The sequence below is a fragment of the Faecalibacterium sp. OF04-11AC genome (assembly GCF_003460645.1).
In the GTDB taxonomy this organism is placed as follows: Bacteria; Bacillota; Clostridia; order Oscillospirales; family Ruminococcaceae; genus Faecalibacterium; species Faecalibacterium prausnitzii_I.
This window is the reverse complement of record NZ_QTVP01000002.1, coordinates 1-22,053: the sequence shown is the minus strand read 5'-3', so window position 1 is coordinate 22,053 and position 22,053 is coordinate 1. Positions and strand designations below refer to the sequence as shown.

At 60.4% G+C, this 22,053-nt stretch carries 15 protein-coding genes and 2 pseudogenes; 7 read left to right on the top strand and 10 right to left on the bottom strand.

All coding sequences use genetic code 11. The features are described 5' to 3' along the window. Positions 1–38: 38 nt before the first annotated feature. The 4 genes from speB to DXA70_RS01290 all read right to left on the bottom strand — a co-directional run bounded on the left by speB (position 39) and on the right by DXA70_RS01290 (position 4,655). The gene (speB, locus tag DXA70_RS01305) at positions 39–917 is read right to left on the bottom strand and encodes an agmatinase (protein WP_128117377.1); all 879 of its coding nucleotides are present in this window, start codon (positions 915–917) and stop codon (positions 39–41) included. Beyond that, on the bottom strand, positions 914–1,774 hold the full coding sequence (gene speE, locus DXA70_RS01300; protein WP_112114590.1) for a polyamine aminopropyltransferase: 861 nt from the start codon (positions 1,772–1,774) through the stop codon (positions 914–916). Before speE ends, speB begins: the two co-directional genes overlap by 4 nt. An 18-nt stretch (positions 1,775–1,792) precedes the next feature. Beyond that, entirely contained in the window at positions 1,793–3,259 is a 1,467-nt protein-coding gene (locus DXA70_RS01295; RefSeq protein WP_128117376.1) for an aminotransferase class I/II-fold pyridoxal phosphate-dependent enzyme, read from the bottom strand. 511 nt (positions 3,260–3,770) lie between these two features. Further along, the gene (locus DXA70_RS01290) at positions 3,771–4,655 is read right to left on the bottom strand and encodes a GDSL-type esterase/lipase family protein (RefSeq protein ID WP_128117375.1); all 885 of its coding nucleotides are present in this window, start codon (positions 4,653–4,655) and stop codon (positions 3,771–3,773) included. Between the two features lie 162 nt (positions 4,656–4,817). On the opposite strand from DXA70_RS01290, the gene DXA70_RS01285 reads away from it, so the two are divergent. From DXA70_RS01285 to DXA70_RS01265, 5 genes are all read left to right on the top strand, one after another. Beyond that, on the top strand, positions 4,818–5,105 hold the full coding sequence (locus tag DXA70_RS01285; RefSeq protein ID WP_128117374.1) for a hypothetical protein: 288 nt from the start codon (positions 4,818–4,820) through the stop codon (positions 5,103–5,105). 156 nt (positions 5,106–5,261) lie between these two features. Next, positions 5,262–6,413, top strand: coding sequence for a cysteine desulfurase family protein (locus tag DXA70_RS01280; RefSeq protein WP_112114593.1), 1,152 nt, complete (start codon positions 5,262–5,264; stop codon positions 6,411–6,413). A gap of 1 nt (position 6,414) precedes the next feature. Beyond that, positions 6,415–7,614: a tRNA uracil 4-sulfurtransferase ThiI gene (gene thiI / locus DXA70_RS01275; protein ID WP_022257624.1), complete on the top strand. Its 1,200-nt coding sequence runs from the start codon at positions 6,415–6,417 to the stop codon at positions 7,612–7,614. Between the two features lie 4 nt (positions 7,615–7,618). Further along, a complete protein-coding gene (locus tag DXA70_RS01270) occupies positions 7,619–8,935 on the top strand; it encodes a competence/damage-inducible protein A (protein ID WP_128117373.1) in 1,317 nt (438 codons plus the stop codon). Positions 8,936–8,957: 22 nt separating this feature from the next. Then, a complete protein-coding gene (locus DXA70_RS01265) occupies positions 8,958–9,857 on the top strand; it encodes a CinA family protein (RefSeq protein ID WP_128117372.1) in 900 nt (299 codons plus the stop codon). 219 nt (positions 9,858–10,076) lie between these two features. Here the strand turns inward: DXA70_RS01265 and DXA70_RS01260 are convergent. The 6 genes and pseudogenes from DXA70_RS01260 to DXA70_RS01235 all read right to left on the bottom strand — a co-directional run bounded on the left by DXA70_RS01260 (position 10,077) and on the right by DXA70_RS01235 (position 18,504). Next, positions 10,077–11,017: pseudogene (locus DXA70_RS01260) on the bottom strand (ATP-binding cassette domain-containing protein). Beyond that, the gene (locus DXA70_RS01255; protein WP_022257628.1) at positions 11,010–12,065 is read right to left on the bottom strand and encodes an ABC transporter ATP-binding protein; all 1,056 of its coding nucleotides are present in this window, start codon (positions 12,063–12,065) and stop codon (positions 11,010–11,012) included. Before DXA70_RS01255 ends, DXA70_RS01260 begins: the two are co-directional and overlap by 8 nt. A 25-nt stretch (positions 12,066–12,090) precedes the next feature. Continuing rightward, complete coding sequence (locus DXA70_RS01250) at positions 12,091–13,032, bottom strand: ABC transporter permease (RefSeq protein WP_128117371.1); 942 nt, start codon at positions 13,030–13,032, stop codon at positions 12,091–12,093. Then, on the bottom strand, positions 13,032–13,982 hold the full coding sequence (locus DXA70_RS01245; RefSeq protein WP_128117370.1) for an ABC transporter permease: 951 nt from the start codon (positions 13,980–13,982) through the stop codon (positions 13,032–13,034). Before DXA70_RS01245 ends, DXA70_RS01250 begins: the two co-directional genes overlap by 1 nt. 36 nt (positions 13,983–14,018) lie before the next feature. Next, positions 14,019–16,037 carry an ABC transporter substrate-binding protein gene (locus DXA70_RS01240; protein ID WP_128117369.1) on the bottom strand — a complete coding sequence of 673 codons (2,019 nt, stop codon included), beginning with the start codon at positions 16,035–16,037 and terminating at the stop codon, positions 14,019–14,021. A gap of 445 nt (positions 16,038–16,482) precedes the next feature. Continuing rightward, positions 16,483–18,504, bottom strand: coding sequence for an ABC transporter substrate-binding protein (locus DXA70_RS01235; protein ID WP_128117368.1), 2,022 nt, complete (start codon positions 18,502–18,504; stop codon positions 16,483–16,485). Positions 18,505–18,845: 341 nt separating this feature from the next. Between DXA70_RS01235 and DXA70_RS01230 the strand changes: the two genes are divergently transcribed. Continuing rightward, positions 18,846–19,265, top strand: coding sequence for a hypothetical protein (locus DXA70_RS01230; RefSeq protein ID WP_128117367.1), 420 nt, complete (start codon positions 18,846–18,848; stop codon positions 19,263–19,265). 9 nt (positions 19,266–19,274) lie between these two features. Beyond that, positions 19,275–21,900: pseudogene (locus DXA70_RS01225) on the top strand (translation factor GTPase family protein). Positions 21,901–22,053: the final 153 nt, after the last annotated feature.

Below are 22,053 nucleotides of genomic sequence, written 5' to 3'. Positions count from 1 at the left end.
TCGTTGATGGTGTATCAGAATGTTCAGAATGCTTTTGCTCAGACCTGGAAGCCGGGCCAGCCCTTGTCCAGCGCGATCAGCAGCTCCCGCAGCACCTTGCAGGCCGTGGCGGTGGAAACGCCGGAGGGGTCCAGCATGGGGGCCAGTTCGTTGAGGTCGGCTCCGATGATGTTGGCCTTGGCCACCGTGCGGATGGCGTCCAGCAGCTGCAAAAAGCTCACGCCGCCGGCTTCGGGGGTGCCGGTGCCGGGGAAGCAGGAGGGGTCGAGGCAGTCGAGGTCAATGGTGAGGTAGACCGGGGCCTTGCTCTCGCAGAGGGCGGCGGAAAGCTCCGCCAGCCCGGTGAAATCGAACTTGTGCATCTCGGTGTGCTGGGCCGCAAACTCAAACTCGGCCCGGTCCCCGCTCCGGATGCAGAACTGGTGGATATGGCCGTCGCCCACCAGCTCATGGCAGCGGCGGAGGACACAGGCGTGGCTGAGCTTGGCACCCAGATAATCGTCCCGCAGGTCCGCGTGGGCGTCAAAGTGGACGATGTGCAGGTCCGGGTATTTCTTCACGGCAGCCCGCACGGCACCCAGCGTGACCAGATGCTCACCGCCCAGCAGCAGGGGGAGCTTGCCGTCCTGCAGGATCTCGGCGGCCCGGGCCTCGATGTCGCCCAGGGCCAGCTCGCTGGAGCCGAAGCAGAGCTCGAGGTCGCCGCTGTCAAAGATGTCAAAATCGGTCAGGTCGGCGTTCTGGTAGGGGCTGTAAGTTTCCAAGCCATAGCTCTCGTGCCGGATGGCGCTGGGGCCGAACCGGGCACCGGGGCGGTAGCTGGTGGTGGAATCGTAGGGGGCACCGTAGAGCACGATGTCGGCGGCGCGGTAGCTGCTGTCGCAGCCTAGAACAGTTTCAATATTGGGTGAGATCATTTGGGTTCCTCCACTTCCCGCAGCATTTCTTCCAGGAATGCCGGCAGGTAGAATGCCCCGACATGCAGCCGGGTGGTGTAATAACGGGTGCGCATGTTGAGCGCTTTCCAGGCGTCCGCGTCCAGATCGTCAATGGGGTGGTACTTTTTGCTGGCAAAGCCAAACAGCCAGTAGCCCGCCGCAAAGGTGGGAATGTGGGCCTGGTACACCCGGCTGACCGGGAATGTGGAAGCGATGCGCTTATGGCTGCGCTGCATGGCGCTGGCGTCCTCCGTGTAGAACGGGCTGCCCTGCTGGTTGACCATGATGCCGTCCGCTTTCAGGGCGTTGAAGCAGCTGCCGTAGAACTCCCGGGTGAACAGGCCCTCAGAGGGGCCGAACGGATCGGAGGAGTCCACGATGATAAGATCGTATTCCTCCTCACAGCGGCGGATGTATTTGAGGGCGTTCTCAAAATAAATGTGCACCCGGCGGTCATCCATCCGGCAGGCATTGCCGGGCAGGTAGGCGCGGCAGGCCTCCACCACCTGGGGATCCATCTCCACCAGGTCGATCCGCTCCACCCGGTCATAGCGGGTCAGCTCCCGCACCACGCCGCCGTCGCCGGCACCAATGACGAGGATGTCCTTGGCCTCTTTGTGCACGGCCATGGGGACGTGGACGATCATTTCGTCGTAGATGAACTCGTCCCGCTCGGTGAGCATGACGTTGCCGTCCAGGGTGAGCACCCGGCCGAACTCGGGCGTCTCAAAAATATCAATGCGCTGGTAATCGCTCTGCTTGGAGTAGAGCTGCCGGTTGACCCGGATGCTGTGCTTCACATCCGGGGTGTGAAATTCCGAAAACCAAAATTCCATGGTTGTTTCTCTCCTCCTTTAGGCCAGAACGTTCAGGCGTAAGATCTCAGGGTCTTCCGGGCCGGTCATGCTGCAGCCCTTGGCCTTGGCGTACTCGATATAGTTCAAAATCTCTTTGGTGATCCGCTCGCCGGGGGCCAGGATGGGGATGCCCGGCGGGTAGCACATGACGAACTCGCTGCAGACCATGCCCTCGGTCTCCATCAGAGGCAGGCTCTTTTTGGGGGCGTAGAACGCCTCCTGCGGGCTGGCGGCCACCACGGGGTCAATGTATTCCTGGCTCAGCAGGCCGGCCCCGTCGGTGCGGAAGCGGCGCTTGATCTCGGCCAGTGCGCTGACCAGCCGTTCCACTTCCTGCGGGCGGTCACCGATGGAGAGGTACGCCAGAATGTTGCCGATGTCGCCGAACTCGATCTGGATGTCGTACTCATCCCGGAGGATGTCGTAGACCTCGATGCCCGCCAGGCCGATGTCCAGGGTATGGACACTGAGCTTGGTGGTGTCAAAATCAAAGACGGAATCGCCGTTGCACAGCTCCTTGCCAAAGGCGTAGTAGCCGCCCACGGCGTTGATCTCTTCCCGGGCGTACTCGGCCATGTCCGCCACCTGATGGAAGACCTGCCGCCCCCGCAGCGCCAGATTGCGGCGGGAAATGTCCAGGCTGGACATGAGCAGGTAGCTGCCCGAGGTGGTCTGGGTCAGGTTGATGATCTGCCGCACATAGCCGGGGTGGACGTTGGGCCCGATGAGCAGCAGGCTGGACTGAGTCAGGCTGCCGCCGCTCTTGTGCATGGAGACGGAAGCCATATCGGCACCGGCTGCCATGGCGGAAACGGGCAGCCCGCCGCCAAAGTAGAAGTGGGTGCCGTGAGCCTCGTCGGCCAGACAGAGCATCCCGGCGTCGTGTGCCATCTTGACGATGGCCCGCAGGTCGGAGCAGATGCCGTAGTAGGTGGGGTTGTTCACCAGCACAGCCACGGCATTGGGGTGCTCTTTGATGGCCTTTGCCACCTGCTCCCGCTTCATGCCCAGGGAGATGCCCAGACGTTTATCGACCTCGGGGTTGACATAGACGGGCACCGCGCCGCAGAGCACCAGCGCGTTCAGCACACTGCGGTGCACATTACGGGGCAGGATGATCTCATCGCCCCGCTTGCAGGCGGTAAGCACCATGCTCTGCACACTGCTGGTAGTGCCGCCTACCATCAAAAAGGCATGGGCCGCGCCAAAGGCGTCCGCCGCCAGCTCTTCTGCCTCCCGGATGACCGATACCGGGTGGCAGAGGTTGTCCAGCGGCTTCATGCTGTTGACATCCACGCCCACACACTGCTGGCCCAGAAAAGCGGTCAGCTCCGGATTGCCGCGGCCCCGCTTGTGGCCGGGCACATCAAAAGGCACCACCCGCATCTGCCGGAACTGCTCCAACGCCTCGTAAATAGGGGCACGGCGCTGGTCCAGCCGGAACCTTGTACGGTTCTCACTCATTGTTTTCCTCCGTCCCTGGTCCTCTGTACCAAGCCATGAACAAACAAAAAAGCGCAAGCCCTGCACGCTGGTGCAGACTTGCGCTTAAAAAGCCATTTTGAACGTGCGGACAAAACCCCCGGGAAGCAATGCCGGAGTGCAGTCCATCACATGATTCAAAAAGACGGGATGAGGAGAGTCTATATAGCAATTACACTTTTACTACTCTTATTGACCGTTTCACAAGTCTGCACGGCGTTCCGCGCAATTTCATGGTTGTAAAGGAACCAACTTATAAAATTTGAGCTTCAAACTCAATCAATAATGGCGGCTTGCGCCGCCGGTCGGCAGTGGACCCGGCTGTCCGTATGGCCTCAGCCCCCGCGGGGCGGTCCAAGGTAAATTGCTTTGAAAAGACTCTGACACGCTTCGTCTCTCAAAATCGTGTGTTATCTTATCATGGGTTTAGGGGAATGTCAATATTTCGACAAAAAATTTTTGTCAGACACGGTAAAAAGTCATACTATCATTCTCAGGTGTGGGCTGCCAGATACTCCACCCAGACGCTGTAACCGTCCGGCTTTACATGGTAGCCGTCCGGCTGGGCGTACTCGGCTTTCAGGTCGCCGTTTTCATCGGCCAGTACCTCCCACAGGTTGAGGAAGATGCAGTTCTTCTCCAGCGCGATGGCCGCCAGCTCATCGTTGATCTGGCACAGTCGCTCCTTGTACAGGCCGGGGTGCTTTTCCCGCACTTCGGGCCGGACCGGGGTGATGGACTGGACATAGAGAGTGGTGTTGGGCAGCGACTGGGAGACCATATCCAGCATCAGACGGTAATAGGTCAGAAAGCTGCTGTAATCGTCGTCCCGGTTGAGGACGTTGGTGCCCAGCAGAATGTACAGCGCCCGGGGCTGCTGGGCGGCCAGAACATCCATGGGGATCTCTGCCACACCGTCGGCCCGCTTGCAGGTGGCGCCATTGACCACGGCGTTGGGGCCCACGCCTTTATAAGCACAGAAATGCGCGTTGGGCAGGCCGTTTTCATACATCTGCATCCCCTGGGTCAGACTGTCGCCCAGGAACCACACGTCCGAAAACCAGCTGCGGTCCACGGCCTCCGAGGCGGGCTGCGCCGCCAGCCGGAAATCCATGGCCGTGGTGCCGTCGGCCTGGGTCTGGACGCTCAGGCGGCGGGCCGGTGTGTAGCTGATGGTGTTCCACTCGGTGCCGGTGAGCTCCTGCTGCAAAATGGTGGGGCCCTCCACGGTATTCGGGCGCTGGTCGCGGTGGAGGCGCTTCCAGAGCACGCCCACGGAAATGAGCAGCACCAGCAGTACCAGCAAGGCAACAGCGGTAAACATCCGGCGCCAGCGGCGGTGCAGGATGCGGCGGCGGTATTCCTGATAATCAGCCATAAAAGTTCCCCCGTTCGTGTGGTGATCTCCAGCCCTATTATACAGCGCCCTGGCAGCAGGCGCAAGCCGTGAAAAATTGTGCAAGAGTCCGTCTATCTATTGCACAAGGGGCGCAGATTATGGTATACTAAACTGAATCTAAACGATAGGGAGGCTTTCACGATGCCATTTACACCAAAACTGACTTATAAAGGCAAGCCCCTCGTCCGCAAGGACAACGAGCTGTATTACGGCCGTATGACCGACCCTTATGTGCTTTACCTGCAGATCCTTTCCACAAAACAGAGCGGCAATATGCAGGTAGCCGATAAGGTTCATTTGCAGCTTCTCTCCACCGACGAGACCAAGACGCCGGAAGCTCGTGTTGCCCGCCAGACCACCAAGAACGGTCTGTACAACGCACTGGATATTGGCAGCATCTGGCTGCAGAAAGCAAACGAGAACCACTGAGCCGCACGCCCGCGGCCGTGAGCCCCGCATGGAAAAGAGCCGTGCCCGCACCGCTGCGGGGCGGCTTTTTTTGCTGTGTACAGGTACTTTACGCTGGCACGCGGTTTGTGATATACTATCCATAACTATGCAAGAAAAAGGCAGGAATCATCCGTTATGATACAAGACCCGAACATCCATTATCTGGACAACGCCGCCACCACCATGGTAGCCCCCGAGGTGGCGGACGTCATCGACAAGGCCATGCGGGAGCACTGGGCAAACCCCTCGTCCCTGTACGCCCCCGGGGCCCGGAGCGAGGAGGCCCTCAACGCGGCCCGGGCGGCGGTGGCCCGCACCTTTGGCTGCAAGCCCAAAGAGCTCTATTTCACCTCCTGCGGCAGCGAGAGCAACAATCTGGCCCTGCTGGGCGCGGCGCTCACCCGCAAATTCGGCAAGGGCATCGTGGTGTCCGGGTTCGAGCACCCCAGCGTGCAGAAGCCGCTGGAGCGCCTGGCCGCCATGGGCTATGACGTCACCGTGGTCAATCCCAGGGCAGACGGCACCCTCAGCATCGACGAGATGCTGGAGCATGTGGACAAAAACACCATCCTTGTGGCCTGCATGATGGTCAACAACGAGATCGGCACCCGGAACGATGTGGAGCGCCTGGCCGCCGAGGTCAAGCGCCGCAACAGCCGCACCATCGTCCATGTGGACGCCGTGCAGGCCTGGATGCGGGTGCCCCTCAAGCTGGCCAACATTGATACTCTTTCCGTGAGCGGCCACAAGATCCACGCGCCCAAGGGCATCGGTGCCCTCTACCTGAGCGACCGCGTCGTGCAGGCGTTCCAGCCGCCTTACCTCGGCGGCGAGCAGGAGCGGGAAATGCGCCCTGGCACCGAGAACCTGCCCTACGCCATGGGTCTGGCAGCCGCTGCCACCCGGCTGGCCAAGACCATGAAGAGCCGGGACACGGCCGTCCGCACCCTGAACGCCCGGTTGCGGGAGGGGCTGAAAGCGTTCCCGGAAGTGGTCATCAACAGCCCGGAGAACGCGGTGCCGGAGGTGCTCAATTTCAGCGAGAACTGCATCAAGAGCGAGACGATGCTGGCTTATCTGGCCGAAGAACAGATCTATGTTTCCTCGGCCAGTGCCTGCGGGCGGGGCCAGCCCAGCCACACGCTGGCGGCCATGGGCCGGGACCCGCTGGCCATCGACACGGCCATCCGCGTTTCGTTCTGCGCCGACAACACCCCGGAGGACGTGGACGCGTTCCTCAACCGCTTTGAAGACGGCATGAAGCATTTACAGAGAATGAGGAGATAATATGAGAGAAGTGATTATGGGCTATCAGGGCGAAATGTCCCTGAAAGGCCTCAACCGCAACCAGTTTGAGTCGGCCATGATGAAAATTCTGCGCTACCGCCTCAAGACCGTGGGCAAGTTCCGGGTGTACTGCACCCAGTCCACGTTCTACATGGAGCCCGAGGAAGAGGACATCGACATGGACCTGGCCTTTGACCGGGTCAAAACCGTCTTTGGTCTGGCTGCCCTGAGCCGTGCCGTGGTCTGTGAGAAAGATTTTGACACCATCTGCCAGACGGCGGAGGATTATCTGGGCGACAGTCTCCACGGCATCCGCACCTTTAAGGTGGAGGCCCGCCGCGCCGACAAGAGCTTCCCCATGACCAGCCCGGAGCTGATGCGGGAGCTGGGCGCTTACCTGCTGGGCAAGCACAATTACCTCAAGGTGGATGTCCACAACCCCGATTTTAAAGTGATTGTAGAAGTCCGGGATTACGGCGCGTATATCCACGGCCCGAAGATCCCCGGTGAGGGCGGCCTGCCCGTGGGCACCTCGGGCCGCGCGCTCAACATGCTCTCCGGCGGCATCGACAGCCCGGTGGCCGCTTACCGGATGGCAAAGCGCGGCCTCGGCCTGGACCACATCCATTTTGCGTCCCCGCCGTACACCTCGGAGCGCGCCAAGCTCAAGGTCAAAGCTCTGGCCCAGCTCATCACCCCCTATACCGGCAGCACCAACCTGTTTGTGGTGCCCTACACCAAGCCGCAGGAGTACATCCGGGACAACGCCCCGGACGTGCTGTTCACCGTCCTCATGCGCCGCAGCATGATGCGCATTGCCAACGTCATCGCCAAGAAGCAGGGCTGTGAGGCCCTCGTCACCGGCGAGAGTCTGGCCCAGGTGGCAAGCCAGACCGTCAAGGCCCTGCAGTGCACCGATGCCGCCCAGGACCTGCCCATCCTCCGCCCCCTCATCGGTATGGACAAGACCGAGATCATCGAGACGTCCCGCCACATCAATACCTTTGAGACCAGCATCCTGCCCTACGAGGACTGCTGCACCATCTTTACCCCGCCGCACCCGAAGATCCGCCCCGAGCTGGACGAGATCTTAGAGGCCGAGGCTGGGATGCCGGGCCTGGCCCAGCTGGAAGCCGAGGCTGCCGAGAACGCCGAGCGCATCCGGATCCGGATCACCGACGACGTGGATTTTGTGGGGTGAGACGATGACGGCAGAGATCATCAGTGTGGGCACCGAGCTGCTGCTCGGCAACATCCTCAACACCAACGCCCAGTACCTGAGCCGGGAGCTGGCCGACCTGGGCATCACCGTCCAGCGGGAGAGCACCATTGGCGACAACCATGGCCGTTTGGCGGATTTCGTCAACGAGGCCAAGAGCCGCTGTGATCTTCTGGTCTTTACCGGAGGCCTGGGCCCCACGGCAGACGACCTGACCAAGGAGACGGTGGCTGCCTGCTTTGGGGACGAGCTGGCCTTTGACGAAGCCGAGTGGGAGAAGATCACCCGCTTTTTTGCCCGCTCCGGTCGGGAGACGACCCCCAACAACCGCAAGCAGGCCATGGTGCCCACCAAAGGGCATAAGATCATCAACCACCACGGCACCGCCCCCGGTGCCTGGTTTGAGCAGGAGGGCCATTGCGCTGTGCTGATGCCCGGCGTGCCCCACGAGATGAAAGCCATGTGGACCGAGAGCGTCCGCCCGCTGCTGCTGGCGCGGCAGAACTGCACCCTCCACTCCGTCACCCTCCGGGTGCTGGGCGGCGAGAGCAACATTGAATACCGGGTAAAGCACCTGCTGGAAAACGCCAACCCCACCGCCGCCATCTACTGCAAGACGGGGGAGTGCGAGATCCGCATCACGGCCCGGGCCTCCTCGGAGGAGGACGGCGAAAAAATGTGCCGCGCATACGCCACAAAGTTCTATGATCTGCTGGGCGACGCGGTGTATGATGAAGACGTAGCCGGACTGGAAGAGACGGTGGTGCGCACCCTGAAAGAGCAGGGTCTCACTCTCTCCACTGCCGAGAGCTGCACCGGTGGCATGATCGCCCAGCGCGTTACCTCGGTGTCAGGTTCCAGCGAGGTGTTCGGCTATGGCTTTGTGACCTATTGGGAGCAGGCAAAGACCAGGCTGGTGGGCGTGGAGCCGGAGGTCATCGCAAAATACAATGTGGTGTCCGCCCCGGTGGCAGCCCGGATGGCACTGGGGGCCGCTGCGGCCTCCGGTTCGGACATCGCCGTCAGCGTGACGGGCGTTGCCGGGCCCACAGGCGGCGATGAAGTCCGCCCGGTGGGCACGGTCTACCTTGGCGCTGCCCGGGGCGATACCGTCTATGTCCAGAAGCTCTTTGTCTCCCGCCCGGACCGTGCCCTGGTCCGCGCCCGTGCCGCACAGGCGGCGCTGGCGCTGGCCTGCGGCTGGCGCAGGGGAAAGTACCTGCACACAAAGCCCCTCGCCGCCTCGGAGCAGCACAGCGCCGCCGCGCTGGATGCCCTCAACGAGGCGTTTCTGGCAGAGTAAACTTTGCTAGGGGGAATCCGGTTTGGCCGAAGAAAAGACAAGCTGTGTGCTGCGCCTGTTTGGCGCGCCGCAGGGGCAGCTGGCAGGGGCTGTGGGACAGTTTGCGCCCCAGTGGAAGACGCAGGCCCAGTGGAAGAGCCGCGGCGGGGAAACGCTGCTGGCCCTCCAGGCGGCCAGCCCCTCGGGGCTGAAAAAGGCCGCTCAGAGTTTACAGGCTCAATTTGAGGCGGATCTGTACGGGGCAGGGGATACCAGCCTTGCCGCCGCGGTGGTCAACGCACTGGAGACCCATGACCGCCTGCTGGTCTGCAGCGATGCCGCCGCCGGAGCCCTGCTGGAAGCACGTCTGGAAACAGTGCCCGGGGCCGAAAAGGTCTTTGACTTTGGGGCACTGAGCTACGCCCACCCTAAGGTCGGGCCTCAGATCGAGAAACGGGCCCGTGCCCGTTTCAAAGCGGAAGAGCCGGATGCCGTCCGGCTGGCCCTTGCCCGGGCGCAGGCAGCCCGGCGGGTGGTGGGCTCGGAGCTGGCCGCAGGCTGCGCGGAGCGGGGAAGTGAGAAAGTTCTCGTTCTGAGCAGCAAAAAGGGCTGCTGGCTCCGCACGGTGCCGTCTTCTGACAACGCCGCACTCTGGCTGCTGGATATGATCCGCCGTGCTGCCTGTGATTACCCGCAGGCGGAGGGGACGGGCTTCCTGCCCGCCCGCAAAGCGGCCCAGAACGGTCCGGCCCCGGAGGCGGGAACGAATGCTGCCAAACCGGGAAACCCCCGCAGAAAGCACCACAGAGGCCGCTGGCTGCTGGTGCTGCTCCTGCTGGCTGTGTTGGGTGCCGCAGTCTGGTACCAGTACGCCATGGGCGGCGATTGGGCAAAGCTTGCCCAGCTGCCCCAGCGCATCCAGACACAGGGGCTGGACGCCTGAAAAACTTCTGGCAGGCTTACCAGCCCAAACCGGGAACAGAACTGATATAACATCGATCAGGCTCCCCTGACAGGGGAGCTCCGCGACATGCCCGCGCAGCGGGATGGAGCGGTGAGAGGTTGAATTTCCAATAAACGCACAAAACCCCGCCGCAGAGGGATGTTTCCCAATGCGGCGGGGTTTTTGTGTTAAAATACAGGCAAGCAGCGGTTCAACTGCTTACAGCTGGCTCTCGTACTCCTTGCGGTAGGCTTCCAGCTCTTTCTGGTTGCCGTAAACAAAGTGTCCGTTGGCGATCTCTTCCCAGACCGGCTTGTCCACGCTGTAATCGTGGCAGGAGGGGTCGTACACGAGGAGCTTTTTCTGCTTCTCGAGGCCCGGGTCCGGGATGGGAACAGCACTCAGCAGCGCCTTGGTGTAGGGGTGCAGGGGATGGAGGAACAGCTCTTCAGCCTCTGCCAGCTCCACGATGCGGCCCTTGCTGATGACGGCGATGCGGTCCGAGATGAAGCGGACCACCGACAGGTCATGGGCGATGAACAGGTACGTCAGGCCGCGGGTCTTTTTCATCTCGTTCAGCAGGTTCAGCACCTGTGCACGGATGGAGACGTCCAGTGCGGAGATGGGCTCGTCGGCCACGATGAACTCCGGCTCCATGACCAGCGCGCGGGCAATGCCGATACGCTGGCGCTGGCCGCCCGAGAACTCGTGGGGGAAACGGGAAGCAAACTCCGGCAGCAGACCGACCTCATGCAGAGCGTCCATCACTTTCTCATGCAGGTCGTTCTGGTCCTTGTACAGGTGGTGGTTGAGCAGGCCCTCCGCCACGATGTACTCCACCTTGCACGCTCGTTCAGAGATGCCATGGGGTCCTGGAAGATCATCTGCACTTTGCGGATGACCTCACGGTCCAGCTCTTTGGGAATTTTGCCGTTGATCTTCTGGCCCTTGAAATAGATGTCGCCGCCGGAAGTGGGGTTGATGCGGCAGATGGCACGGCCAATGGTGGTCTTGCCGGAGCCGGACTCACCCACCAGCGAGAACGTCTCGCCCTTGTAGATGTCAAAATTGACATGGTCCACGGCCACAAATTTCTTTTTGCCAGAGCCAAAGGTGATCTGAAGGTCTTTCAGCTCAATCAGCTTTTCGCGCTCAGCCATTGAAGTTGGAACCTCCCATCTTTCCCATTTTCTCGCGCAGGTTCTGGATGGAGTGCGGGCGCTCCATCTTGGGAGCACGCGGGTCCAGATACCAGGTCTTTGCTGCGTGGGTCTCGCTTACCTGGAAGAACGGAGGTTCTGCCACAAAGTCGATGGCCAGCGCATGTTTGTTGCGGGGTGCAAATGCATCTCCCTTGATCTCGTTGAACAGGTTCGGCGGGGTGCCGTCGATGGTGGGCAGGGCCTCGCCCTTGGTGCCCAGCTGCGGCAGCGCCTGCAGCAACGCCCAGGTGTAGGGGTGCCATGCGTCGTAGAAGATCTCTTCCACGGTGCCGTACTCGACGATCTGGCCCGCGTACATAACGGCCACGCGGTCGGCCACGTTTGCCACAACGCCCAGGTCATGGGTGATGTAGATGACCGACATGCCCAGCTCTTTCTGCAGGTCACGGATCAGCTGCAGGATCTGCGCCTGAATGGTCACGTCCAGTGCGGTGGTGGGCTCGTCGCAAATCAGGATCTGCGGGCGGCAGGCCGCTGCAATGGCGATGACGACACGCTGGCGCATACCGCCGGAGAACTCGTGAGGGTACTGTTCGTAACGGCGCTCAGGGTCAGGGATGCCGACCTTGGCCAGCATCTCGATGGCAGCCTTTTTGGCGGCCTCGCCGTGCAGACCCTGGTGGTGCTCAATGCTCTCCTGGATCTGCTTGCCGATCTTCTTCAGCGGGTTCAGGCTGGTCATGGGGTCCTGCATCACCATGGCGATCTTTTTGCCGCGGATGCCCAGCCAGTCTTTCTCGGTGAACTTGGTCATGTCGCGGCCCTCGTACATGATGGAACCGCCGGTGATCTTACCGTTGACATCCAGCATACCGACGAACGTCTTGGTGAAAACGGACTTGCCCGAGCCGGACTCGCCCACGATGGCAAGGGTCTCGCCGTCGTACAGGTCCAGCGAGCACTTGCGGATCGCGTTCAGCTTTTTGCCGCGCAGGCTAAAGGTGATCTCCACGTCTTTGGCAGAGATAATCGGTTGTCTATCCATGTTTGTGATTCTCTCTCCCATCTAATTAAACGTGATTGCGCGGGTCGGCTGCATCCGAGAACGCGTTGCCCATGATATAGAACGAAATGGAAATGATGGACACGATGGATGCAGGGAAGACCAGCAGGTACGGGTAATCCAGGAAGAAGCCGCGCACCTTGCTCAGGATCAGGCCCAGAGACGGCGTCTCGATGCCCAGGCCGATGCCCAGGTAAGAGAGGGTGGACTCCAGGTTGATGGTGGCGGGGATGCTCAGGGCCATACGCAGGATGATGACGGAGACCAGGTAGGGCAGGATGTTCTTGGTGAGAACACGCCACAGCGGGGTGCCCAGGCAGCGGGAAGCCAGGTTGTACTCGCGGTCACGGAACATGAACACCATGTTGCGGACACGGCGGGCCATGACCAGCCAGCCAATGGCGATCATCGACACGGCCATGATGGTGAAGCTCTGGCCGACGACCAGTGCGATCAGGGTCATGTAGATGATGTAGGGCACGTTGTCGATCAGGTTGTACAGCTCGGTGAAGAAGCGGTCCAGGCTGCGGACATAGCCCCAGATCAGGCCGATGATGACACCGAGGATGCTCTCGCCCACGGCAACGATCAGAGCCAGACGGATGGACACCTGGGTGGCGTACCACACCTGGCACCAGTAGTCACGGCCCAGGTTGTCGGTACCAAACCAGTACTCGCTGTTGGGCGCGATGAACGCCTTGGAAGAGTCGGTGATCAGGGTCTGGTAATCGTACTTGCCAACGGCCAGCGCGATGAACGAGAAAATGACCAGGAACAGGAACAGCACCAGGCAGACCACTGCCATTTTGTGCTTGAGGAAGTTCTGCACCACAGAACCCCAGTAGGAGTAGTTGGAGTAGCCGACACGCTCGGCCTCCTCCGGAGAGTAATCCACGAAGTAGAACAGTTCGTCCTGCTTCTTGCCCTCAAAATCAGATGCCTTAGCCATCAGCGAGCTTCCTCCTTTCCGGTCAGAGTGATACGCGGGTCAATGACCATCATGAGAACATCGCCCAGGAAAACGCCTGCAATGCCCAGCACGGCGTAGAAGATGACCAGCGTCTGCACAACGTTCAGGTCATAGCGCTGGATGGCGTCGGTCAACAGGGGGCCCATGCCGGGCACCGAGAAGAACCGCTCCATCAGCAGCGAGCCGCCGACCGTGAGCAGGATGGACTGGGGGATATACTGCACCATGGGCACCATGGCGTTGCGCAGAACATGCTTGAACATGATCTCGCTGGAGCTCAGGCCCTTGACACGGGCCAGCTTGATATAATCGCGGGTCAGCTCGTCCACCATGTAGCGGCGGGTCCACAGGGCATAGCCTGCAATGGAAGCCAGAGAAAGGCAGACGATGGGCAGCACGCTGGACGGGCCCACATTCCGGGTGGAGTACAGCGTGGGGAAGCCCAGGTACTTGGAGCCGAAGACCAGCACCAGAGAGTAGGACACCAGGGAGGGCACCGCGTTGACGAAAACCGTGTAAGCCGTGCCGATCCAGTCCAGCAGCTTATCCTTGAACGCGGTCTGGATAATGCCCATCAGCACGCCGACCACCAGAGAGATGCCGGCGGAGATGAGGCCCAGACGCATGGAGACGCCGAACTTTTTACCAATGACCTTGACCACGGTGGCACCGTTCTGGATGCGGCGGGAAGTGCCGAAGTCCAGGTGCAGCAGGTCGTTGTAGAAGTGGATGAGCTGGGTGCCGATCGGGTCGGTCAGACCAGCAGCTTCCAGTGCCGCGTACTTCTGCTCCTCGGTAAACTTCATGAGCTGTTCCTCAGTGAAGTAATAGTCCGTGGGCAGGCAGCGCATCAGCAGGAAGACGATGGTTGCGATCAGAAGAATCGTAACAAGCGACTGCGCCAGCCGCTTAACCGTGTATTTTAACATTATTACCGAACCTTACTTAATTTTAGTCTGCGGGGATTACTTGGAAGCCGCGTCGAAAGCAGCGGCAAACGCCTCGTACTCCTCGGTGGTGTAGCCGTCGCCCTGGCGGGTCTCCCAGTTGACGGCCTTGTAGTTGCAGGGGCCGTACATGGCGTTGATCTTGGTGTACTCGTTGACGTGGGTCAGGCACCAGAGCACCTCGTACAGGCAGGGGATGCACAGGGCGTTGTTCAGCATGGAAGCCTCAGCCTTGGCAAAGGCAGCGTAGCGGGCGTCGGTGTCGGTCACGATGGCCTTGGCCTCGGTGACCAGATCGGTGAACTCCTGATAACGCTCCAGCAGGTCTTTCTGGTAATCCTTCGGGTCAGCTTCAACCGCTGCGATCCAAGAGGTGGTCTGAGCGTAGTAAGCGTTGTCGTCGCTCAGCACTTCCTGGCCCAGGAAGTTGACGGGATCGCCGAAGTCGGCGCCCCAGCCGTTCTGCAGGATGGAGTGCAGCTGCACGTTACGGACTTCCTTGTAGAGGGAGGAGACGTAGGTGCCGATGTCCAGCACGATGAAGTCATCGCCGAAGCTGTCGGTGAAGCACTGCTTCAGCACGGTAGCGGTATCCAGAGCATTGGTATCGCCGCTCTTGATGTAGTGGTAGCAGTGGACGGGGAACGTGACGCCGATGGCGCTCAGCTCTTCCATGGCCTGCTTCTTCAGGTCAGAGATATCGCCGTTGTTGGCACGCAGGCGGATCATGGTCTTGCCATCGTACTTCTCGGTGTCAAAGCCCATCTCCTTAGCGACCAGAGTGGTGTACTCCTCGCCCTTGGTGTTGTAGCAGACGCCGGGCATGGTGTAGTAGTCGTTCTCGCACTTCAGGGGGTTGATCTTGTTGGTGCGTGCGTAGTAGTTCACCAGGTTCAGGCCCTTGTAGAAGCACTGACGGAAAGCGTAATTCGCCACAGCTTTGTTCCAGTTCTCATCCAGGTTTCCGTTCTCATCCTTACGCTGGAAGTTCAGGTGCATCTGGAAGCTGTACTTGGTGGGGCGCTTCTCGCACAGGTATGCGTTGTGCGCGTTGTTGGAGTCGCTGGTGATGGTGGTCAGGTTGGACTCGGTCAGGTCGATGTTGTCCACTTCGCCGGACTCATACAGCTGCAGGCCGATGGACAGGTCGCTGATCATCTTGACGGTGTGGTGCTCAAAGCGGGTGCACTCGTTGGCAGCATAGTAGTTGGGGTTGGGGATGAAGCTCTTGGTGTTGGCCTGGATGAACTCCTCCATCAGGTACGGACCATTGTACCACATGGTGGTGTAATCGCAGGCACGGAAGCCCTCCACGCCCAGCTCCTTGATCAGATCCTCGGAAGCGGGGTAGAAGCTGTTGTAGGCAGCCACGGTGTCAAAGTAGGGGCAGGGGTTGGGGCAGGTGAACACCAGCGTGTAATCATCGGGAGCTTCAATGCCGACACCGGCAGCCAGCATATCCTCGTAGGTCATGTCGGCGGCAGCGTCGCCCTTGTCCTTGGTCAGGTCGTAGTAATCGGCGGCGCCCACCACAGTCTCGGAGGGCATGGAGGTGTTGAAAGCCTCGTTCTTGAAAGCGTTCAGGACCCACTCGAAGCCCACCAGGAAGTCTTTGCTGGTCAGGTGGCTCTTCACCTCGCCGTTGACATCGCACCAGTCCACATCGTCGCGCAGGTGGAACGTCCAGACGGTGGAGTCGTCGTTGTGCTCCCAGCTCTTGGCGATGGCGGGCACAGCCTTGCCGTAGCAGTCAAAGCTCAGCAGACCGTCCCACATGTTGGTGGTGACGTTCAGATCGGAGGCAGACTGGCTGTACAGGAAGTTCCAGGTCTCCAGCTCACGGTTTGCAGTCTCGAAAGAAACATAGTCGGTGATAGCGTCTGCAGAGGCAGCAGGTGCACCGGAAGCAGCCGTGCTGGTAGCCGTGCTGCTGGAGCTGCCGCCGCAAGCTGCCAGGATGCTTGCGGCACCCACCACGCCGGACGCTTTCAGGAAGCTGCGGCGGCTGATGGAACGGGACTCAAAGTTCATGTTCATTGTGTTATCCTCCCAATATTTTTTCTGTGCTACGGCACATGGTGCAGGGCACGGTGCCCTGCAGGATCCCCACTCTTCTGCGCGAGCTTTGTCCCTGGTGTTTTGCCAGAGAATACAAAAGAGCGCAGAAACAGACCCCTCTGCCTGTGCCTGTGCTCCTCCCGCAAAATCCTTAACACGGCATCTATTGTACCATCGAAAGAATTAGTTGTCAATGGAAAGGGAAACCGTTTTTCTTAAAAAAGAAAGCGGAACCCGAAAGATACATGAAATATATTTACTTTAATGCACTGAAAAATGATTAAAATAAGAGAAAAAGCCTAAAAAAATAAGACAACCACAGCTGTCCTTGTAAGAAAGACAGCCGCGGTTGTCTGCGTTTTGCGGCCAATGTTCAAAAAACTTTTACATCTGGCGGCAAAAAAGGAACGGGATTCAGGGAAGATCAGCCCTGGGAAGCCAGATCGAATGCCTTGGCGAACTGCTCGTACTGGACGGTGGTGTAAGCCTCCGCGGAGGTCTCCCAGTTGACAGCCTTGTAGTTGCAGGGGCCGTACATGGCGTTGATCTTGCTGTACTCGTTGGCGTGGGTCAGGCACCAGGACACGTCGTAGACGGTGGGGCAGATCAGGTCCTCTTCGAGGAAGAGCGCCTCGGCCTTGGCAAAGGCGGCATAACGGGCGTCGTTGTCGTTGACGATCTGCTTGCCCTCGTTGACCAGATCGGTGAACTGCTCAAAGGCAGCGACCACGTCTTTCTGGTAGTCGGCGGGGTTCTCAGCCACAGCAGCGATGTTGGTCAGGTTGCAGCTGTAGTAAGCGTTGTCGTCGTGCAGCACCACCTGAGCCAGGAAGTTGACGGGGTCGCCGAAGTCTGCGCCCCAGCCCATGTGGACGAAGGACTGCTGCTGGGGAGCCACGATCTCTTTCATGACGGAGGAAACGTAGGTGTCGATGTCCAGCACGATGAAGTCATCGCCAAAGCTGTCCTTGAAGCACTGCTTCAGCACGGTGGCGTTGTCCAGAGCGGAGGTGGAGCCGGCCAGGATGTGGTAGTGGCAGTGGACGGGGAAGGTGACGCCGATGGCGGAGAGCTCGTCCATGGCCTGCTTCTTCAGGGCAGCAGCGTCGTTTGCGCTGCGCATACGGATCATGGTCTTGCCGTCGTAAGCCTCGCTGCCAAAGCCCAGCTCGTTGGCCACCAGGGTGGTGTAGTCGGTGCCGTCGGAGGTGTAGCTCAGGCCCTTCATGGTGTAGAAGTCGTTCTCGCACTTCAGGGGGTTGATCTTGTTGTAGCGTGCGTAGAAAGGACTCAGCTGCAGGTTCTTGTAGAAGCACTGGCGGAAAGCCTTGTTGGCCACGGCCTTGTTCCAGTTCTCATCCGGGGTGCCGTCCGCGTTGTTGCGGGCGTAGTTGAAGATGAAGCAGTAGCTGAACTTCTTGGCGCGCTTCTCGCACAGCTGGCTGTTGTACTCGTTGTTGGGGTCGTTGGTGATGGTGGTCAGGGTGGACTCCGTCAGATCGATCTCGTCCAGCTCACGGTTCTGGTACAGCTGGTAGCCGATGGTCATATCGCTCAGCATGGTGACGGTGAAGCGCTCAAAGCGGCTCACGTCGTTGGCGCCATAGTAGCTGGGGTTGGGGATGTAGCTCTTGGTGTTGCCCTGGATATACTCCTCCACGATGTAGGGACCGCAGTACCACATGGTGGTGTTGTCGCAGGCACGGAAGCCCTCGATGCCCAGCTCGTTGATCAGGTCCTCAGCAGCAGGGTAGAAGCTGTTGTAGGCGGCCACGGTATCGAAATAGGGGCAGGAGTTGGGGCAGGTGAACACCAGAGTGTAGTCGTCCGGTGCTTCCACGCCGACGCCGAAGCTCAGCATATCCTCGTAGGTCAGGTCGGCGGCAGCGTCGCCCAGCTCCTTGGTGTGTGCGTAGTAGTCGGCAGCGCCCACCACGTTGTCGTTGGGCATAGAGGTGTTGTTGGCCTCGTTCTTGTAGGAGTTCATGACCCACTCAAAGCCCACCAGGAAGTCCTTGCTGGTCAGGTGGGTCTTCACCTCGCCGTTGACATCGACCCAATCGACATCGTTGCGCAGGTGGAACGTCCAGACGGTGGAGTCCTCGTTGTGCTCCCAGCTGGAAGCAATGGCGGGTGCCACCTTGCCGTGGCAGTCAAAGCTCAGCAGGCCGTCCCAGAGGTTGGTGATGACGTTGGCGTCGGTAGACTGCTGGGTGTACAGGATGTTCCAGCTTTCCAGCTCGCGGTTGGCGGACTCAAAGGAGATATACTCGCTGATGGGCTCACCGCCGGTGGTGTTGGGGGCCTGCGCAGCGCCGGAAGCGGCGGGGGTGGAGTTGGGCTTGCTGCCGCCGCAGGCAGACAGCAGGCCTGCAGCGCCCAGGACGCCCGCGCCCTTGAGGAAGCTGCGGCGGTCGATGGTATGGGACTCAAAATTGATGCTCATTGGAATGGATCCTCCCAGATCTTATTTTCCTTTTCTTCCTTACAGTGTGGCTGTTCCGCCTCCGTTGTATGCGGGGCAAACACAAATCATAGTCGCACTGGTTGTTATTCTAGCATTCTGCAGGAAAGAAGTCAATGAAAATTGCCCTGCTTTTGAAAACAAAACAGTAACAACGGCTTTTGGTTAAAAAGAAGCAAAGAAGAAGAACTGCTGAAATAAAAAGAATGACTTTGACAGGTGCGGCCCTGGGCAGAGAAGCCGCCCGCTGCGCGGCCTCTATCTTTTTTCACAAAACCATGCTACAATAAAAACTGTATCTGTATTTATAAGGAGTAGCCGTGATGAAAAAGTTGTTTTCCATGTACAAAAAGTACATGTTCCACCCCATCTTATATAAATGTGTCACCCGGGTGTCCATTGTGGCGGTATTGATGCTGCTGTGGGACCGCTATGTCAGCGACGGGACTTTTACCATGTGGCAGGCTCCGGCGCTGCTGCTGGGGGCCATCCTGCTGGGTTGGGCCTGGGTGGATTACCTGCGGCTGGACGGGGTCACCATCCATCACCTGGCGGAAGAATTCAAGGATATGGGCAAAAAGAAAAAGCGCCACGCCACCAAGTCCATCGTGGACTATGCCGACGAGCGGATCGTCTCCTTTGAGGAGCTGGAGCCGGAGGAGCGGATCTTCTGCAGCCTGCTGTCCAACCTGATGCTGGGCGTGCCGCTGGTCGCCATCAGCCTGATCGCGGGCGCAATGTAAGGAGCGGCCATGGAAGCAGAAAAACAAAGGGCCAAACAGCTGGTGGTGGGCATTCTGGCCCATGTGGATTCTGGCAAGACCACCCTCTCAGAGGCCATGCTCTACCGTTCCGGGACCATCCGAAAACTGGGCCGGGTGGACCACAAAGACGCCTTTCTGGACACCGACGCGCTGGAAAAAGCCCGGGGCATCACCATCTTTTCCAAACAGGCCCTGCTCACGGCGGGGGAGACGGCCATCACGCTGCTGGATACCCCCGGCCATGTGGACTTTTCCACCGAGACCGAGCGGACGCTGCAGGTGCTGGACTATGCCGTGCTGGTCATCAGCGGGACGGACGGTGTGCAGAGCCATACCGAAACGCTCTGGCGGCTGCTGCGGCGATATCATATCCCAACGTTTGTCTTCATCAACAAAATGGATCTGCCCGGCCCCGGCAAAGAAAAACTGCTGGAACAGCTCAACCACCGGCTGGGCGAGGGCTTTGTGGATTTTGGGGCGGACGAGGACACCCGGAACGAGGCGCTGGCTGTCTGCGACGAGCGGCTGATGGAGGCCGTGCTGGAGCGCGGCGCCCTGACGCCGGAGGAGCTCATTCCCGCCATTGCCCGGCGGCATGTTTTCCCCTGCTGGTTCGGGGCGGCCCTCAAACTGGAGGGCGTGGACGCCCTGCTGGCCGGGTTGGATACCTACACCCGCCCGGCCCCGGCGCTGGACGCCTTTGGGGCAAAAGTGTTCAAACTCAGCCAGGACGAGCAGGGCACCCGCCTGACCTGGCTGCGGGTGACGGGCGGCACTTTGAAAGTAAAGGCCCAGCTCACCGGCGAAAGCGACGGCGGCCCTGGGCCGAAAAGGCCAACCAGCTGCGGCTCTACTCCGGTGTGAAGTATACGCTGGCGGAGGAAGTGGGCCCCGGGCAGGTGTGTGCCGTCACCGGCCTGACCCAGGCCCACCCCGGCGAGGGGCTGGGTGCCGAGCGGGACAGCGACCTGCCCGTGTTGGAGCCGGTGCTCAGCTATCAGGTGCTGCTGCCCGAGGGCGCGGACATCCACGCCGCGCTGGGCAAGCTCCACCGGCTGGAAGAGGAGGAACCCCAGCTCCATGTGGTCTGGAACGAGACGCTGGGCGAGATCCATGTTCAGCTCATGGGCGAGGTACAGCTGGAAGTGCTCAAAAGCCTGCTGGCCGAGCGGTACGGTCTGGAGGTGGAGTTTGGCCCTGGCGGCATTTTATATAAGGAGACCATCACCGAGGCCATGGAGGGCGTGGGCCACTACGAGCCCCTCCGCCACTATGCCGAGGTGCACCTCAAGCTGGAACCCCTGCCCGCCGGCAGCGGGATGCAGTTTGCCGCCGACTGCCGGGAAGAAGTGCTGGACAAAAACTGGCAGCGGCTGGTGATGACCCATCTGGAAGAAAAACAGCACCTGGCGTTCTCATCGGGGCACCGCTGACGGATGTAAAAATTACCCTCATTGCGGGCCGGGCCCACCTCAAGCACACCGAGGGCGGTGATTTCCGGCAGGCCACTTACCGCGCGGTGCGGCAGGGCCTGATGATGGCCAATCAGATCGGCAAAACACAGCTGCTGGAGCCCTGGTATACGTTCCGGCTGGAAGTCCCGGCCGAGAACCTGGGCCGTGCCATGAATGACATCCAGCGGATGGAGGGCAGCTTTGACCCGCCGGAGACCAGCGCCGACGGCCAGACAGCCACCCTGACGGGCAAGGCCCCCGCCGCCACCATGCGCAGTTATCCCATGGAGGTGGTGAGCTATACCCGGGGCCGTGGCCGCCTGAGCCTGACGCTGGACGGCTACCGCCCCTGCCACAACACCCAGGAAGTGGTGGAAGCAGCGGGCTATGCCCCGGAGCATGATCTGGACAACCCAGCGGACTCGGTGTTCTGCGCCCACGGGGCGGGCTTTGTGGTGCCCTGGGAGCAGGTGCGCAGCCACATGCATGTGGACAGCGGCTGGGGCAAATCGAAGCCTGCCGAGACGGACGCCGTGGCTGCCTCCGCCCGGCAGGCGGGCCGCCAGCGCCGGGCAGCAGCCTACCGTGCCACGCTGGAAGAGGATGCGGAGCTGCTGAAAATTTTTGAGCAGACCTACGGCCCCATCAAGCGGGACCCGCTGGCCGCGTTCCGCCCGGTGCAGAAAAAAGAGCGCCCGGATTTTGCCGCCGAGCAATGGACGCTGGCCCCGGAATATCTGCTGGTGGATGGTTATAACATCATCTTTGCGTGGGATGAGCTCAATGCCCTCTCCAAAGAGAGTCTGGATGCCGCCCGCAAAAAACTGGCGGACATCCTGTGCAATTATCAGGGCTTTAAAAAATGCGTGGTCATCCTGGTCTTCGACGCCTACCGGGTGCCCGGCAGCCCCGGCAGCATCGAGCAGTACCACAATATCCACATCGTGTACACCAAAGAGGCCGAGACGGCGGACATGTTCATTGAGCATGTCACCCATGAGATCGGCAAGGACCGCCGGGTGCGGGTGGCGACCTCCGACGGCATGGAGCAGATCATCATTCTGGGCCATGGTGCCCTCCGCGTCTCGGCCCGGATGTTTCGCGAAGAAGTACAGGAAGTGGAAAAAGAGATCAAGCGCTATCTTCAGGGGGAGGTATGACCATGGCTGCGACCATCACACCGGAATCCGTCTGGGCCCACATCCCGCCCCGGGCAAGGGACAGCCATAAGGGCAGCTTTGGGGCGGTGCTGGTGGTGGCGGGCAGCGCCTGCTACCGGGGCGCGGCCTCGCTGGCCGTGGAGGGTGCCTGCG